This is a genomic window from Belnapia mucosa, assembly GCF_016775475.1.
In the GTDB taxonomy this organism is placed as follows: domain Bacteria; phylum Pseudomonadota; class Alphaproteobacteria; order Acetobacterales; family Acetobacteraceae; genus Belnapia; species Belnapia mucosa.
Genome location: NZ_JAEUXJ010000004.1, coordinates 84,948 through 100,507 on the forward strand (window position 1 = coordinate 84,948; position 15,560 = coordinate 100,507).

Consider the following 15,560-nt stretch of genomic DNA (forward strand, 5'->3'; position numbering starts at 1 on the left):
ACGCAAAAATGACACGCAGTTAATGTGCGCTCGCTCACGGAATACTGAATACTCTCCCCATCACGCTTTCGTGGGACCAGTCATGTTGGACGCGCTGACCGACCGCCCTGCCCCGCCCGTTTCGCTCGGCCTGCACAGCCTGGCCGATCAGGGCTTCCTCTTCGCCACCGGGATCGAGAACAGTGCCCCGACCATCCAGGGTGGCCGGATCCGTCGCGACCAGATGGCCGAATGCGGCCATTACGACCGCTGGCGCGAGGACCTGGCGCTGGTGAAGCAGATCGGCTGCGGCGTCCTGCGCTATGGCCCGCAGATCCACACCACCCTGCGCGGCCCAGGCCTGCATGACTGGTCCTTCGCCGACGAGACCTTCGCCGAGATCCGTCGCCTCGGCATCCTGCCGGTGGTCGATCTCTGCCACTTCGGCCTGCCCGACTGGATCGGCGACTTCCAGAACACGGAATTCCCCGAGCTCTTCGCCGCCTATGCCGAGGCCTTCGCCCGCCGCTTCCCCTGGGTGCAGCTCTACACTCCGGTGAACGAGATGTTCATCACCGCCGTCTTCTCCGCGAAGTATGGCTGGTGGAACGAGCAGCGGACGGATGACCGCAGCTATGTCACCGCCATCAAGAACGTCGTCCGCGCCAATGTCATGGCGATGCAGGCGATCCTGCGGGTGCGGCCGGATGCGATCTTCATCCAGTCCGAATCGACCGAGCAGTTCCACGCCGAATGCCCCGATTCGCTGCTGCATGCCGAGCACCGCAATGCCGAGCGCTTCCTCACGCTCGACCTGAACTATGGCAAGCGCGTCTGCTCCTCGATGTATGAGTACCTGATGGACAACGGCATGACGCGGGAGGAGTACCACTTCTTCCAGCGCTCGGCCCCCGCCCTGAAGCGCCACTGCATCATGGGCAATGACTGGTACGCGACCAACGAGCACATCATCGGCGCCAATGGCGAGAGCCGCTGGGCCGGCGAGGTCTTCGGCTACGACACCGTGACGCGCGACTACTACACCCGCTACGGCCTGCCGATCATGCACACCGAGACCAACATGGATGAGGGGCCGAAGGGCGACGAGTCCGAGCGTTGGCTGTGGAAGCAGTGGTCCGGCCTGATGCGGCTGCGCCGCGACGGCGTGCCGATCCTGGGCTTCACCTGGTATTCGCTGACCGACCAGATCGACTGGAACACCGCGCTGCGCGAGAAGAACGGCACGGTGAACCCGCGTGGCCTGTTCGACCTCGACCGCAACATCCGCACGGTCGGCCGCGCCTATCAGCGGCTGATCGAGGGCTGGAAGCCGGTGCTGGCGCAGCAGGGCCACTGCCTGCGGCTGCCGGTCGCGGCCTGATCAAGGCCTGGGGCGGCGGCTATTCCGGCCGCAGCCCCATGCGCTGGACCACTTCGGTCCATTTGCGGACCTCGGCGGCGACATAGGCGCCGAAGGCCTCGGGCGGGCCGCTCTGCGGCTGGATGCCCTGGCGGGCGAGCGCCCCGCCGACATCGGGCCGCGCCATCGCCTCCCGCATGGCCGCGTTCAGCCGGGCGATGATCGGGGCCGGGGTGCCGGCGGGGGCGAGGACCCCGCCCCAGCTCACCGTCTCGAAGCCCGGCACCGTCTCGGCGATGGTCTGGAGATCCGGCGCCTCCGGCACGCGCTGGAGGGAGGTGACGGCGATGCCACGCACCCGCCCGGCCTGCACATGCGGCAGCAGCACCGGCACCGTGTCGAAATTCACCGGGATCACGCCGGCGAGGAGGTCGGCCGTCGAGGGCGCGCTGCCGCGATAGGGCAGATGCGTGAGCTGGATGCCGGTGAGGCTCTTCAGCAGCTCCATCGCCATATGCCCCGCCGAGCCGATGCCGGCCGAACCGTAGCTCAGCTTGCCCTGCTGTTCCCGCGCATAGGCGATGAATTCTGGGAAGCTCCGCACCGGCACGGCGGGGTTCACCGCCATGATCTGCGGCACGACCGAGACCGCCATGACGGGTGTGAAATCGGCGATCGGGTCGAAAGGGGTGCGGCTGCCATAGAGGGCCGGCCCCATACCGTTCGGCCCGGCATTGCCCATCAGCAGCGTATAGCCATCCGGGGCGCTGCGGGCGACCAGCTCGGCGGCGATGAAGCCATTGGCGCCGGGCCGGTTCTCCACCACCAGTGTCTGGCCGAGCGAGGCGGTGAGATGCGGCGCCATCAGCCGGGCGATGATGTCGCTCGCCCCACCCGGCGGATAGGGGATGACCATGCGGACCGGCCGCTGCGGCCATTCCCCCTGGGCGAGCGCCGGGCCGGCGAGCGCCAACCCGCCGAGGACCAGGCCGCGGCGGGTCGTGCGCATCGGCCTTAGCCCGCCGCAGCGATGGCGCGCTTCGCCATCACGGTGACGAGGTGGGCGCGGTACTCGGCGCTGCCATGGATGTCGCTGTTCAGCCCATCGGCGTCCTGCTTGATGTTCGCCACCGCATCCGGCGACCAGTTGGCGGCCAGCGCCGTCTCCATCTCCGTCTGGCGGAAGACGCCGGGGCCGGCACCGTTGATGGCGACCCGCACCGCGCCGCCGGTCTTGGCGATGAAGGCGCCGGCCATGACATAGCGGCTGGCCGGGTTGCGCATCTTGGCGTAGCCGGCCTTCTCCGGGATCGGGAATTCGATCGCCACCAGCAGCTCGCCCGGCTCCAGCGCCGTGGTGAACATGCCCTGGAAGAAGTCGTCGGCCGCGATGCGGCGCTTGTCGGTGACGATGGTGGCGTTCAGCCCGAGCACCGCCGAGGGGTAGTCCGCCGCCGGGTCGTTATTGGCCACGCTGCCGCCGATGGTGCCGCGGTTGCGCACCTGGGTATCGCCGATGGTACCGGCCATCTGGGCCAGCGCCGGGATCGCCGCCTTCACCTCGGGGCTAGTCGCCACCTCGAAATGCTTGGCCAGCGCGCCGATGACGAGCTTGTTGCCCTCCTTTTTGATCCCCTTCAGCTCGGCGATGCCGGAGAGGTCGACGACGGAGGTCGGCTTGTTCAGCCGGTGCTTCAACGCCGGCAGCAGGGTCTGGCCGCCCGAGATCGGCCGCGCATCGGGGTCGGCCGAGAGCAGCTTGACCGCATCCGCGAGCGAGCCGGGCTTGTGGTATTCGAAGTCATACATCGGCTGATCCCCTGATCATTCCGCGGCCATGGCCGGCCGGCTTGCGTTGATGATGCCCCAGATCTTCGCGGCCGTCGCCGGCATCTCGATATGCCGGACGCCGTACTCCTTCAACGCATCGACGACGGCGTTGATGACCGCCGGCGGCGAGCCGATTGCCCCCACCTCCCCGCAGCCCTTCACCCCGAGCGGGTTGTGAGTGCAGAGGGTGGTATGCGTCGCCACGCTAACCGGCGGCAGGTCGTTCGCCCGCGGCATCTGGTAGTCCATGAAGCTCGCCGAGACGAGCTGGCCCTCCCCGTCATAGACACAGGATTCGAGCAAGGCCTGGCCGATGCCCTGGGCGACGCCGCCCTGCACCTGGCCCTCGACGATCATCGGGTTGATGACCCGGCCGACATCGTCGACGGCGGTGAAGTTGATCACCGTGGTGATGCCCGTCTCCGGCTCGATCTCGACCTCGCAGATATGGCAGCCGCCCGGATAGGTGAAGTTCTTCGGATCGTAGAAGGCGGTCTCGTCGAGGCCGGGCTCCAGCTCCTCGATCGGGTAGTTGTGCGGGACATAGGCGGTCAGCGCGATCTCGCCCCAGGACTTGGTCTTGTCCGTCCCCGCCACGCGGAAGGTGCCGCGGTCGAATTCGACATCCTCCACCGAGGCTTCCATGAGGTGCGCCGCGATCCGCCTGGCCTTGGCGACGATCTTGTCCATCGCCTTCACCATGGCCGAGCCGCCGACCGCGAGGCTACGGCTGCCATAGGTGCCCATGCCGAAGGGAATCTTCGCGGTATCGCCGTGGACAATATCGACCTGCGCCAGCGGCACGCCCAGCCGATCCGTCACCAGCTGCGCCAGCGTCGTCTCATGCCCCTGGCCGTGGCTATGCGTCCCCGTCAGCACGGTGACGCTGCCGGTCGGGTGGACGCGGATGGTGCCGACCTCATAGAGGCCGGCGCGGGCGCCGAGCGAGCCGACCACCGCCGAAGGGGCGATGCCGCAGGCCTCGATATAGGTGGAGATGCCGATGCCGCGCAGCCTGCCGCGCGCCTTGGCCTCGGCCCGCCGGGCCTCGAAGCCCGCCCAGTCGGCGGTCTTCAGCGCCTGTTCCAGTGTCGCGGTATAGTCGCCGCTGTCATATTGCAGGGCGACCGGCGTCTGGTAGGGGAAGGCGTCGTTCGGGATGAAATTGCGCCGGCGAATCTCGAGCCGGTCAATTCCCGTCTCGGCTGCCGCGACATCCACCAGCCGTTCCAGAAGGAAGGTCGCCTCCGGCCGGCCGGCACCGCGGTAGGCATCGACCGGGACGGTGTTGGTGAAGACCGCCTTCACCTCCGCATAGACGGTCGGCGTGGTGTACACGCCGGCGAGCAGGGTGGCGTAGAGATAGGTCGGGACGCTCGTCGCGAAGGTCGAGAGATAGGCGCCCATATTCGCCAGGGTATGGACGTGCAGCGCGAGGAACTTGCCATCGGCATCGAGGGCGAGCCGCGCCTTGGTCACATGGTCACGGCCATGCGCGTCGGTGATGAAGCTCTCGGTGCGCTCGGCGGTCCATTTCACCGGCCGGCCGATCTTGCCGGCGGCCCAGGTGACGATCGCCTCCTCGGCATAGTGGAAGATCTTGGACCCGAAACCACCGCCGACATCCGGCGCCACCACCCGCAGCTTGTGTTCCGGGATGTGCAGCACGAAGGCGCCCATCAGCAGCCGGATCACATGCGGGTTCTGGCTGGTGGTGTAGAGCGTATACTCGTCCGTGGTGCGGTCGAAATCGCCGATGGCGGCGCGCGGCTCCATCGCGTTCGGCACCAGCCGGTTGTTCACCAGCTCCAGCTCGACCACCTTCGCAGCCTTGGTGAAGGCGGCCTCGTTCACCGCCCGGTCGCCGATATGCCAGTCATAGCACAGATTGCCGGCGACGCCGTCATGCACCAGCGGGGCGCCCGGGGCGAGCGCCGCCTCGGTGGTGGCGACGGCCGGCAGGGGCTCGTATTCCACCGCGATCGCCTCGGCCGCGTCGCGGGCCTGGGCGCGGGTCTCGCCGATCACCACCGCCACCGCATCGCCGACGAAGCGGGCCTTGCCGACCGCCAGCACCGGATGCATCGGCTCCGCCATCGGCGAGCCGTCCTTGTTGTGGATCTGCCAGCCGCAGGGGATGCCGCCGAGGTCCGGCATGTCGGCGCCGGTGAAGACCGCGACGACGCCCGGCATGGCCGAGGCCGCCGCGGTGTCGATGGAGGCGATCCGGGCATGCGCATGCGGGCTGCGGAGGATCGCCGCATAGGTCTGGCCGGGCCGGTTGATATCGTCGGTATACTGGCCACGGCCGGACAGGAAGCGCAGGTCCTCCTTGCGCTTCACGCTGGCGCCGATTCCTTCGAACGGGGTCACGACATTCATCTGCAACGCCTCCCTGGGTGCTGCCTGCCCTGCCTTTGCGGCGGGTGCGGGTTGGGGCGCGCGGGGGGTGCCGCGCGCCCGGTGGCCAGGCCTATTCGGCCGCGGCCGGCGCCAGGCTCTGGGCCCGGCCGTGCATGACCTCCTGCGCTGCGGCGATCGCCTTGACGATGTTGTGGTAGCCGGTGCAGCGGCAGAGATTGCCCTCCAGCCCCTCGCGGATCTCCTTCTCGGAGAGGCCGTCTGGGTGCTTCTGCACCAGGTCGATGGCCGACATGACCATGCCCGGGGTGCAGAAGCCGCATTGCAGGGCGTGGTACTCGCGGAAGGCTTCCTGCATCGGGTGCAGCGTGCCGTCCGGCTTGGCCAGCCCCTCGATGGTGGTGATCTGGCTGCCATTGGCCTGCAGGGCGAGCATGGTGCAGGCCTTCACGCTCTCGCCGTCCACATGCACCACGCAGGCGCCGCACTGGCTGGTGTCGCAGCCCACATGGGTGCCGGTCAGCCGCAATTTCTCCCGCAGCAGCTCCACTAGGAGCGTACGGCCCTCGACCTCGACCGTGCTGGTCTTCCCGTTCACGGTCAGTGTTACCTGCGGCATGCCGCGCCTCCCCCAGATCGCATGGAACCCGGCGCCCGCGATCCCGCGCGGCGCCCATGGGGGAAAGGTCGCCTCGCCCCCGGTTTCCGTCAAGGACCCGTGCGGGGCAGGCCGGTCGCGGGCGGGTCGGGCGGGGCTGGAATCAGCCGTTTCCGCCCCCGTGTCGCCAGCACCAGCAGGCCGAGCAGCAGGGTGCCGACCGGCCAGAGGGTCCAGAGCGTGCCGATCGCCATCACGCCGAACAGCCCCGCCCCCATCGCCACCTCCGGGTCCGGCCCTGCCAGATAGGGGGTAACGGCCGCGCAGGTGCCGAGACAGCCCAGCATCATGACGAGCTGGAAAACCCAGAAGCCCCATTTCACCGCCCGGCCGAAGGGGCCACGGCGTTCCCGCACCTCGAGCAGCACGGGCTCGGCCATGGCGACGCCCCCGGGGGTCTAGATATCCAGCAGCGCCTGCCCCTTGGCGACAGCGAGCGGATTCTTCTCCGCCGGCAGGTCGTGCAGGTGGCAGGCCGCGGTATGCCCCGCCTCCAGCGCGGTCGGGACGGCGCTGAGCGGCGGCTCCTCCACCCGGCAGCGGTCGAAGACATAGGGGCAGCGGGTGTGGAAGCGGCATCCCGTGGGCGGGTTGATCGGGCTCGGCACATCGCCCTTGAGGATGATCCTCTCCCGCGCCTTGCCGGGCATCGGCACCGGCACGGCGGAGAGCAGCGCCTCGGTATAGGGGTGCTTCGGCGCGGCGAAGAGGCTGCGCTTCGGTGCCACCTCGACGATCTTGCCGAGATACATGACCGCCACCCGATGCGTCATATGCTCGACGATCGCCAGGTCGTGGCTGATGAAGAGCAGGGCGAGGCCGAGCTGCTCCTGCAGCTCCTGCAGCAGGTTGACGATCTGGGCCTTCACCGAGACGTCGAGGGCGGAAACCGCCTCGTCGCAGATGATCAGGTCCGGCTCGGCGGCCAGGGCGCGGGCGATGCCGATGCGCTGGCGCTGGCCGCCGCTGAACTCATGCGGCCAGCGGTTCACCGCGTCGCGCGGCAGCCGCACCGTATCCATCAGCTTGCCGACCTTCTCGGTCAGCTCGGCGCCGTTGCGGGCCAGGCCGAAATTGCGGATCGGCTCGGCCAGGATGTCCCGCACCCGCATGCGCGGGTTGAGCGAGGAAAAGGGGTCCTGGAACACCACCTGCATGCGCCGGCGCATCGGCCGCAGCGAACCCGCCGGCATGTCGTCGATCCGCTTGCCGTCCAGCACCACCTGCCCGGCGGTGATGCCGAAGAGCTGGAGCACCGCCTTGCCGACCGTCGACTTGCCGCAGCCGCTCTCGCCGACCAGGGAGAGCGTCTCGCCCTTGTTGATATGGAAGGAGACACCGTCCACCGCATAGACATGACCGGTGGTGCCGCCGAAGAAGCCGCCCTTGATCGGGAAGTGCTTCTTCAGGTCCTGGACATCGAGCAGCGGGGTGCTCATGCGGCGATCGCCCCTTCCTTGAGTGCGTAATGGCAGGCGGCGACATGGCCCGGCGCCTTCTCCTCGAGCGCCGGCGCGACCTTCACGCAGAGATCGGTCGCATGCGGACAGCGCGAGGCGAAGACGCAGCCAGGGATCTTCTGCTTCAGGCTCGGCACCAGGCCGGGGATCTCGGCCAGCCGCGTCTCCGTCCCCGTCAGCGAGGAACCGAGCTTCGGCATGGAGCCGAGCAGGCCCTGGGTATAGGGGTGGCGCGGCGTGTTGAAGAGCTCGACGACCGGCGCCTCCTCGACCTTCTTGCCGGCATACATCACCACCACCCGCTCCGCGACCTCGGCCACCACGCCGAGGTCATGGGTGATGAGGACGATGGCGGCGCCGACCGTGCGCTTCAGGTCGCGCATCAGCGCCAGGATCTGCGCCTGGATGGTCACGTCGAGGGCGGTGGTCGGCTCGTCGGCGATCAGCAGCTTCGGGTTGCAGGCGAGCGCGATGGCAATCATCACCCGCTGCCGCATGCCGCCCGAGAGCTGGTGCGGATATTCGCGCACCCGCCGCCGCGGCTCCGGGATGCCGACCAGGGTCAGCATCTCGACCGCCTTGTCCTCGGCCTGCTTCGCCGAGAGGCCCTGGTGCAGCCGCAGCGTCTCGCCGATCTGCCGGCCGATGGTCAGCACCGGATTCAGCGAGGTCATCGGCTCCTGGAAGATCATGCTGATCTCGTTGCCGCGGATGCTGCGCATCTCGGGCTCGGAGAGCTTCAGCAGGTCACGCCCCTGGAAGCGGATGGACCCGGCGATCTTGCCCGGCGGCTCGGGGATCAGGCGGAGGATCGACATCGAGGTGACGGATTTGCCGCACCCCGATTCGCCGACGATCGCCACCGTCTCCCCGGCATTGACATGGAAGCTGACACCATCCACCGCGCGGTTGATGCCGTCCGGCGTGCGGAAATGCGTCTGCAGGTTCTCGACGACGAGGAGCGGTTCCGCCATGGCTCAGACCCTCTTTGCCATGCGCGGATCGAGCGCGTCGCGCAGGCCGTCGCCGAGCAGGTTGATCGCGAGGACGGTGATCGAGAGGAACACCGCCGGGAAGAAGACGATATAGGGCTTCACCTGCCAGAGGGCCCGGCCCTCCGCCATGATGTTCCCCCAGGAGGGGATGATCGGTGGCGTGCCCGCGCCGATGAAGGACAGGATCGCCTCGGTGATCATCGCCGCGCCGCAGACATAGGTCGCCTGCACGGTGATGGGGGCCATGGTATTGGGCAGGATGTGCCGCAGGATGATGCGCGGCGTCCGCGTGCCGGCGGCAACCGCGGCATCCACATAGGGCTGCTCGCGCAGCGAGAGCACCACGCCGCGCACCAGGCGTGAGACGCGGGGAATCTCGGCAATGGTGATGGCGAGGATCACGTTCTGCACGCTGCCGCGGGTCAGCGCCATCAGCGCGATGGCGAGCAGGATCGAGGGGATGGACATCATCCCGTCCATGATCCGCATGATGATGCTGTCGGCCCAGCGGATATAGCCCGAGACCATGCCGATGGTCAGGCCGATGATCGAGGAAAAGAAGGCCACCGAGAAGCCGACGATCAGCGAGATGCGGGCGCCGTAGAGGACGCGGGAATAGACGTCCCGGCCCAGCATGTCGGTGCCGAACCAGTACATCGCCGAAGGCTCCCGCGTGCGCCGGGCCGGGGCGAGTGCGGTCGGATCGACCGTCCAGAGCAGCGGCGCGAAGACCGCGATCCCGAGGATCAGCAGCAGCAGGAAGCCGCCGATGGCGATGGAGGGATTGCGCCGGAGGAAGCCGATGAAGCCCTTCTTCGGCTTCACCGGCGGCAGGACATCGCCCATGGGCGGCGCCGCCGCGACGTCGTGCGGCGGGGCGGAGGAGAGGACGGCGGAGGACATCAGTAGCGGATCCTCGGGTCGAACAGGGTGTAGAGCAGGTCGATCAGCAGGTTCACCAGCACGTAGACGAAGCTGAACAGCAGCACGACGCCCTGGATCACCGGATAGTCGCGGCGAAGGATTGCATCCACCGTCAGCCGGCCAAGGCCGGGGATGGCGAAGACGCTCTCGGTCACCACCGCGCCGCCGATCAGCAGCGCGACGCCGATGCCGATGACGGTGACGATCGGCACGGCCGCATTCTTCAGCGCATGCAGGAAGAGGATGCTGCGCTGCCCGGCGCCCTTGGCCCGCGCGGTGCGGATATAATCCTGCTGCAACACCTCGAGCATGGTGGCGCGGGTGATGCGGGCGATCAGCGCGATATAGACGCCGCCCAGCGCGATGGCCGGCAGGATCAGGTTCTCCAGCCAGGGGAAGAAACCCTCGCGGAAGGCGGTATAGCCCTGCACTGGCAGCCAATCGAGCTCCAGCGCGAAGATATAGGCCAGGACATAGCCCACCACGAAGACCGGCACCGAGAAGCCGAGCACGGCGAAGCCCATCACCGCGCGGTCGATCCAGCTGCCCTGCTTCCAGGCGGCGATCACGCCCATCGGCACCGCGATCGAGACCGCGAGGCAGAGGGTGAGCACCATCAGCGAGAGCGTGGGCTCGATCCGCTGCTGGATCATCGTCGTGACCGGCAGGTTGGTGAAGATGGATACACCCATATTGCCGTTCAGGATGTTCCAGACCCATTCCCCGAACCGGACCAGGAAGGGCCGGTCGAGGCCGAGCGAGGCGCGGATGCGCTCCACATCCTGCGGCGTCGCCTGGTCGCCGGCGATGACGGCAGCCGGGTCGCCCGGGGCGATGTAGAGCAGGCTGAAGACGAAGAGCGCCACGATGGCCATCACCGGAATGGTGGCCAGGACGCGCCGGACGGCATAGGCGAACATGGCGCCTCCTTACGCTTGAAGGGACCGCGCGCAACCACCTTGCGGCTGCGCGGGGCTCCCGATCTTACCCATCATTATCAAGACTTCGAGACACCCCAGAAGAAGGGCAGTGGCCCCTTCACGATGCCCGAAACATTCGCGCGCCAGGCTTGGTAGCCCAGGAAGAAGCCAGTCGGCGCATAGACGACATTGTCGAGCGCCGCCTTGTTCAGCCGCGCGATCACCGTCTTCTCGGCGGCGAGGTCGGGGGCGTCGAACCAGTTCGCCACCTCGGTCTCGACCGCCGGGATGTTCGGCCAGCCGAACCAGGCACCGTCGCCATTGGCGCGGATCGCATTGTAGACGGCCGGGTTGGTGCAGTCGGCGCCGGCATGCCAGCTATGGAACATGCTCCAGCCGCCCTGCCCCACCGGGTTCTTCATGGCGCGGCGCTGGCCGGTCGTGCCCCAATCGGTCGCCACGAAATCGACGTTGAAGCCGATGCGCTTCAGCAGGTCCGCGGTGACGTCGCCGAAGGACTTGGTGATCGGCTGGTCCTGCGCCACGACACAGGTCACGGGCGAGCCATTGTAGCCGCTCTCGGCCAGCAGCTTCTTGGCGGCGTCGAGGTTGCGCGGCCCCTTCAGGATCTCCCCGCCCTCCTCGGTATAAAGGGGCGTGCCGGGGGTGAAGTAGCCGGGCAGCGACTTCCAGAGGTTGTTGTCGTCGCCGACCAGCGCCCGCATGTAGTCTTCCTGGCTCATCGCCATCAGCACCGCGCGCCGCGCCTTCACGTCGTTGAAGGGCGTGGTCGTGTGGTTCATGCGGAAGGTGCCGATATTGCCGAGCGGATCGGCGATATCGACGCGGATGTTGCGGTTGCGGCGAAGCTGCGGCACCAGGTCGGTGATCGGGTTCTCCCACCAATCGACCTCGCCGTTCTGCAAGGCGGCGGCCGCCGTCGCCGGGTCAGGCATGACCAGCCATTCGATCCGGTCGACGGCCATGCGCTTGGCGCCGGCGAGCCAGGAGCTCGGCTCCTCCCGCGGCACGTAATCGGTGAATTTCTCGAAGACGGCGCGCGCGCCGGGATTCCACTCGTCGCGCTTGAAGCGCATCGGCCCGCTGCCGATGAACTCGCTCACCTGCTGGAAGGGGTCGGTCTTCGCCAACCGCTCCGGCATCATGAAGCACATTGGCGTGCTGTTCTTGCCGAGCGCCATCAGCAGCTTGGGATAGGGCTTCTTCAGCACCCAGCGGAAATTGCGGTCATCGACCGCGACCAGCTCGTTCTGGATGGCCTTCAGCATCAGCCCCATCGGGTCGCGGGACGACCAGCGGGTGAGGCTGGCCACCACATCCTTCGCCAGGACCGGCGTGCCGTCATGGAATTTCAGCCCGGGGCGCAGGCGGAACTCCCAGGTCAGCCCATCGGCCGAGACCTGCTCGGCCTCCACCATCTGCCGCTTCGGGGTCAGGCTCTCGTCGAAGCCGTAGAGCGTATCCCAGACCAGGGCCGCGGCGTTGCGGACGACATACTGGGTGCCCCAGATCGGGTCGAAATTGGCCAGATTCGCCTGTGGCACGAAGCGCAGGGTCCGTGCCGCGGCACCCTGGGCCAGGGCCGGGCCGGCCAACCCGGCGGAGGCGCCCAGCAGGCCGAAGCCGGCCGTCCCCTTCAGGAAATTCCTGCGATCCATTGTCTTCCCCCAACTCCCTGTCCGGACGCGCTCCGCCGCCCGGTTTCCCATCAGCCTGCCTCAGCCTTGAGCATTGCGCCAGCGGAGTCGTGGCGCTTCCGTGACTGCGGCGACGGTCCGGCCCGAACCGTCCCGCTCCGGCTTGCACGGGCCATGCCAAAGGAGGCGGCCCCAGCGCTAGCCCCGCCGGACATTCCAGAACAGCGGCGGCCCGCCGGTGACGATATTGGTCAGGCTGCGGCGATAGGCCTGAGGCGGCCGCAACAGGCCAAGCGGAATGAAGGGTGCCTCGTCCCAGACCAGCATCTGGATATCGGCGGCGATCTTCCGCTCGGCGGCCAGGTCGGGGGCGTCGAACCAGGCATCCCGCAGCGCCTCCCGCCGCGGGCTGGTGGCCCAGCCGGTCCAGCCCTGCGCGCCATTGCCGCGGATCGGCTGATGGCTGCCGGGGACGGAGACGTCCAGCCCTTCCCAGGTGGTGCAGAAGATGTTCCAGCCGCCCTCGGCCGGGCTCTCGCGCTTGGTGCGGCGCTGCACCAGCGTGCCCCAGTCCATCGCCTGGAGGTCGACATTCATCCCGATCCGCCGGAGCGTATCGGCCGCGACCTCCGACAGGGCATTGATCGTCGGGAAATCGGTCGGCGAGAGGATCACCACCCGCTCATTCTTGTAGCCGGCCGCGGCCAGGGCGCGCTTCGCCGCCTCCGGGTCGCGTGGGCTGGACAGAACTTCGAGCCCGGCATCGGTCGCCAGCGGCGTCCCGGGGGTGAAGGTGCCGGCCGGCACCTGCCAGAGCGCCGGATCCTCGCCGAGCGCCGCCTGCATGAAGCTCCGCTGTTCGATCGCCGGCAGGATGGCGCGGCGGATCTCCGGCCGATCGAAGGGCGGATGCAGGTGGTTGAAGCGGATCATGCCGAGCGCGCCGGCGGTGTTCACCACCTCCACCGCGATGTCGCGGTTGCGCCGCAGCACCGGCAGCAGGTCGGCCAGGGGCGTTTCCCACCAGTCGATCTCGTTGTTCTGCAGCGCCGCGGCGGCGGTGGCGGGGTCGGGCATCACATGCCACTCGACCCGGTCGAAATGCACCACCTTGCCGCCGGCCAGGAAATCCGGCGGCTCGTCGCGCGGGACATAGCCGGGGAAGCGCTCATAGGCGGCGATGCTGCCCGGCACCCATTGCGAGCGGCGGAAGCGGAAGGGGCCGCTGCCCACATATTCGGTGATCTGGGTGAAGGGATCGGTCTGCGCCACCCTCTCCGGCATGATGGCGCAGAGATTGGCCGAGGGCTTGCCAAGCGCCCAGATCAGCCCGTGCCAGGGCCGCTTGAGGACGATCTGGAAGCGATCATCCGCGAGCGGCTTCATCTCCTCGAGCAGCGCGGCCAGGCGCTGGCCGAGCACATCCCGCTTCGACCAGCGGGCGATGGAGGCGATGCAGTCCCGCGCCAGCACCGGCTGGCCGTCATGGAAGCGGAGATCGGCCCGGAGCGTGATGGTGGTGGTCAGCCCATCGGCCGAGACCTCATGCCCCGCCGCCATCTGCGGCTTCGGCTGGAAATCCTTCCCCAGGCCGAAGAGCGTGTCATAGACCATCAGCGCGTGGTTGCGGGCCAGCGTGGTGGTAGTCCAGATCGGGTCGATATTGGCGAGATTGCCTTGCGGGACGAAACGCAGCGTGCGGGCGTTGCCCTGCCCCAGCGCCAAGCGCGGCGCGGCCAGGGCAAGGCCCGATCCCCATAGCAGGCTGCGACGCTTCATCCGGCATTCCTCCCCGACAGCCCGGGTTCCATGCCGCAGCAGGGAGGCGCGTGCAACCTCGGATTACGTCTTCGACATGTTCCAGAAGACGGTCGCCGGCGCGCGGAAGGCCCCGGTCACGTTGCGCCGCCAGGCCGAGGGCTGCCAGTAGAAGCCGAGCGGGATATAGGCCATCACCTCCATCGCCCGATGGTTCAGCGCCTCGGCGACGCGGCGGCCCTCGGCGGGGTCGGTGGCCTCCACCCAGGCGCCGCGCAGCCGCTCGATCTCTGGATCGTCCGGCCAGCCGAACCAGGCCTGCGGCCCGTTGGCGCGGAGGAAGAGGTGATAGACCGGCAGGGTCAGCGACTGGCCGGAGGAGGTGGTGTGGATGATGCTCCAGCCGCCCCGCTCCACCGGTTCCTTGCTGGCGCGGCGCTGCACCAGCGTGCCCCAGTCGGTCGAGACCAGTTCGAGATTCATCCCCAGCCGCCGCAGGATATCGGCGGTGACGAGGGAGAGGGCGTTGATCTGCGGATAGTCGCCCGGCGCGATCAGCACCACCTTCTCGCCCTTGTAGCCGGCCTCGGCCAGCGCGGCCTTGGCGCGGTCGAGGCTGTGGGTTTTCAGCACCTCGCTGCCCGCCTCATTCGCCAGCGGCGTGCCGCAGGTGAAGACGCCCTCGCAGGCCTCCCAGCCGCCCGGCTCATTGCCGGCGACGGCGCGGAGGTAGTCGCGCTGATCCACCGCCATGGCGACGGCGCGGCGGATGGCGGGGTTGTCGAAGGGCGGATGCAGCGTGTTGAAGCGGCAGATGCCATAGGTGCCGTCCAGCAATCGCTGCTCCACCACCACCTGGCGGTTCCGCTTGAGCAGCGGCAGCAGGTCGTGCAGCGGGTATTCCCAGTAATCCTGCTCGCCGGTCGTCATCGCATTGGCGGCCGTGGCGGGGTCGGAGATGACTGTCCATTCCACCTGGTCGAGCCGCGGGGCGCGGCCGCCGGCGAGGCCATCCACCGGCTCCTGCCGCGGGACATAGCCGTCGAATTTCGCCCAGGCTGCGCGCTGGCCGGGATTCCACTCGCCGGGCAGGAAGCGGAAGGGGCCGCTGCCGATCGGGTCGCGGATCTGCTGGAAGGCATCGGTCTGGGCGATGCGTTCCGGCATGATGAAGCAGGGGAATTGCGTCTGGCCGAGCGCCATGGTCAGCAGCGGGGTCGGCTTGCGCAGGCGGAAACGGAAGCGCCGGTCGTCCAGCACCTGGATCTCCGCCACATTCGGCTGCAGCACCTGCATGAAGGGGTCGCGCCGGGCCCAGCGATTGATGCTGGCGACGCAGTCGCGGGCCGTCACCCTCTCCCCGTCATGGAAACGCAGCCCCTCCCGCAAGGTGAAGGTCACCGCGAGCCCGTCCGGCTCCGTCACCCAGCCCTCGGCCATCTGCGGCCGGATCTCGCCCTTGGCGTCCTGGGCGCAGAGCTGGTCATAGACCATGAAGGCGTGGTTGCGGGTGACGACGGCCGTGGTCCAGACCGGATCCAGGCTGGTCAGATTCGACTGCGGCACCACGCGCAGCACGCGGGCGGCGCCCTGCGCGAGCGCCGGGGCGGCGAATCCAGCCGCCGCGGCGGCGAGGAGATGGCGACGCTGCATGGCC

The 15,560-nt window shown here is 68.3% G+C and carries 13 protein-coding genes; 1 reads left to right on the forward strand and 12 read right to left on the reverse strand.

From position 1 onward, the window contains the following. Positions 1-82 precede the first annotated feature (82 nt). Complete coding sequence (locus tag JMJ55_RS11280; RefSeq protein ID WP_202825655.1) at positions 83-1,360, forward strand: family 1 glycosylhydrolase; 1,278 nt, start codon at positions 83-85, stop codon at positions 1,358-1,360. 19 nt (positions 1,361-1,379) lie between these two features. On the opposite strand, the gene JMJ55_RS11285 is transcribed toward JMJ55_RS11280, so the two are convergent. The 12 genes from JMJ55_RS11285 to JMJ55_RS11340 form a co-directional block, all read right to left on the reverse strand. Continuing rightward, positions 1,380-2,348 carry a Bug family tripartite tricarboxylate transporter substrate binding protein gene (locus JMJ55_RS11285; RefSeq protein ID WP_202825656.1) on the reverse strand — a complete coding sequence of 323 codons (969 nt, stop codon included), beginning with the start codon at positions 2,346-2,348 and terminating at the stop codon, positions 1,380-1,382. A 5-nt stretch (positions 2,349-2,353) separates the two neighbouring features. Continuing rightward, positions 2,354-3,148 (reverse strand): FAD binding domain-containing protein, encoded by a 795-nt coding sequence (locus JMJ55_RS11290; protein WP_202825657.1) that lies wholly within the window; start codon positions 3,146-3,148, stop codon positions 2,354-2,356. Between the two features lie 15 nt (positions 3,149-3,163). Then, the gene (locus JMJ55_RS11295; protein ID WP_202825658.1) at positions 3,164-5,551 is read right to left on the reverse strand and encodes a xanthine dehydrogenase family protein molybdopterin-binding subunit; all 2,388 of its coding nucleotides are present in this window, start codon (positions 5,549-5,551) and stop codon (positions 3,164-3,166) included. 91 nt (positions 5,552-5,642) lie between these two features. Continuing rightward, on the reverse strand, positions 5,643-6,149 hold the full coding sequence (locus tag JMJ55_RS11300; protein ID WP_202825659.1) for a (2Fe-2S)-binding protein: 507 nt from the start codon (positions 6,147-6,149) through the stop codon (positions 5,643-5,645). An 89-nt stretch (positions 6,150-6,238) separates the two neighbouring features. Further along, a complete protein-coding gene (locus tag JMJ55_RS11305) occupies positions 6,239-6,568 on the reverse strand; it encodes a hypothetical protein (protein WP_202825660.1) in 330 nt (109 codons plus the stop codon). Positions 6,569-6,586: 18 nt separating this feature from the next. Beyond that, the gene (locus tag JMJ55_RS11310; RefSeq protein WP_202825661.1) at positions 6,587-7,627 is read right to left on the reverse strand and encodes an ABC transporter ATP-binding protein; all 1,041 of its coding nucleotides are present in this window, start codon (positions 7,625-7,627) and stop codon (positions 6,587-6,589) included. Next, entirely contained in the window at positions 7,624-8,622 is a 999-nt protein-coding gene (locus tag JMJ55_RS11315) for an ABC transporter ATP-binding protein (RefSeq protein ID WP_202825662.1), read from the reverse strand. The genes JMJ55_RS11310 and JMJ55_RS11315 overlap by 4 nt, the downstream gene beginning before the upstream one ends. A gap of 3 nt (positions 8,623-8,625) precedes the next feature. Beyond that, positions 8,626-9,546 (reverse strand): ABC transporter permease, encoded by a 921-nt coding sequence (locus JMJ55_RS11320; RefSeq protein ID WP_202825663.1) that lies wholly within the window; start codon positions 9,544-9,546, stop codon positions 8,626-8,628. After that, on the reverse strand, positions 9,546-10,487 hold the full coding sequence (locus JMJ55_RS11325) for an ABC transporter permease (RefSeq protein ID WP_202825664.1): 942 nt from the start codon (positions 10,485-10,487) through the stop codon (positions 9,546-9,548). Before JMJ55_RS11325 ends, JMJ55_RS11320 begins: the two co-directional genes overlap by 1 nt. 77 nt (positions 10,488-10,564) lie before the next feature. Then, positions 10,565-12,166, reverse strand: a complete 1,602-nt coding sequence (locus JMJ55_RS11330; protein ID WP_202825665.1) for an ABC transporter substrate-binding protein — start codon at positions 12,164-12,166, stop codon at positions 10,565-10,567. A gap of 177 nt (positions 12,167-12,343) precedes the next feature. Continuing rightward, the gene (locus JMJ55_RS11335; protein WP_202825666.1) at positions 12,344-13,924 is read right to left on the reverse strand and encodes an ABC transporter substrate-binding protein; all 1,581 of its coding nucleotides are present in this window, start codon (positions 13,922-13,924) and stop codon (positions 12,344-12,346) included. A gap of 63 nt (positions 13,925-13,987) precedes the next feature. Further along, a complete protein-coding gene (locus JMJ55_RS11340; RefSeq protein ID WP_202825667.1) occupies positions 13,988-15,556 on the reverse strand; it encodes an ABC transporter substrate-binding protein in 1,569 nt (522 codons plus the stop codon). Positions 15,557-15,560 lie beyond the last annotated feature (4 nt).

Coding starts and splice junctions, on each gene's coding strand:
- JMJ55_RS11310 (WP_202825661.1), bottom strand. CDS start 7,627: ATGAGCACCCCGCTGCTCGATGTCCAGGACCTGAAGAAGCACTTCCCG.
- JMJ55_RS11305 (WP_202825660.1), bottom strand. CDS start 6,568: ATGGCCGAGCCCGTGCTGCTCGAGGTGCGGGAACGCCGTGGCCCCTTC.
- JMJ55_RS11295 (WP_202825658.1), bottom strand. CDS start 5,551: ATGAATGTCGTGACCCCGTTCGAAGGAATCGGCGCCAGCGTGAAGCGC.
- JMJ55_RS11330 (WP_202825665.1), bottom strand. CDS start 12,166: ATGGATCGCAGGAATTTCCTGAAGGGGACGGCCGGCTTCGGCCTGCTG.
- JMJ55_RS11285 (WP_202825656.1), bottom strand. CDS start 2,348: ATGCGCACGACCCGCCGCGGCCTGGTCCTCGGCGGGTTGGCGCTCGCC.
- JMJ55_RS11320 (WP_202825663.1), bottom strand. CDS start 9,546: ATGTCCTCCGCCGTCCTCTCCTCCGCCCCGCCGCACGACGTCGCGGCG.
- JMJ55_RS11335 (WP_202825666.1), bottom strand. CDS start 13,924: ATGAAGCGTCGCAGCCTGCTATGGGGATCGGGCCTTGCCCTGGCCGCG.
- JMJ55_RS11340 (WP_202825667.1), bottom strand. CDS start 15,556: ATGCAGCGTCGCCATCTCCTCGCCGCCGCGGCGGCTGGATTCGCCGCC.
- JMJ55_RS11280 (WP_202825655.1), top strand. CDS start 83: ATGTTGGACGCGCTGACCGACCGCCCTGCCCCGCCCGTTTCGCTCGGC.
- JMJ55_RS11290 (WP_202825657.1), bottom strand. CDS start 3,148: ATGTATGACTTCGAATACCACAAGCCCGGCTCGCTCGCGGATGCGGTC.
- JMJ55_RS11315 (WP_202825662.1), bottom strand. CDS start 8,622: ATGGCGGAACCGCTCCTCGTCGTCGAGAACCTGCAGACGCATTTCCGC.
- JMJ55_RS11300 (WP_202825659.1), bottom strand. CDS start 6,149: ATGCCGCAGGTAACACTGACCGTGAACGGGAAGACCAGCACGGTCGAG.
- JMJ55_RS11325 (WP_202825664.1), bottom strand. CDS start 10,487: ATGTTCGCCTATGCCGTCCGGCGCGTCCTGGCCACCATTCCGGTGATG.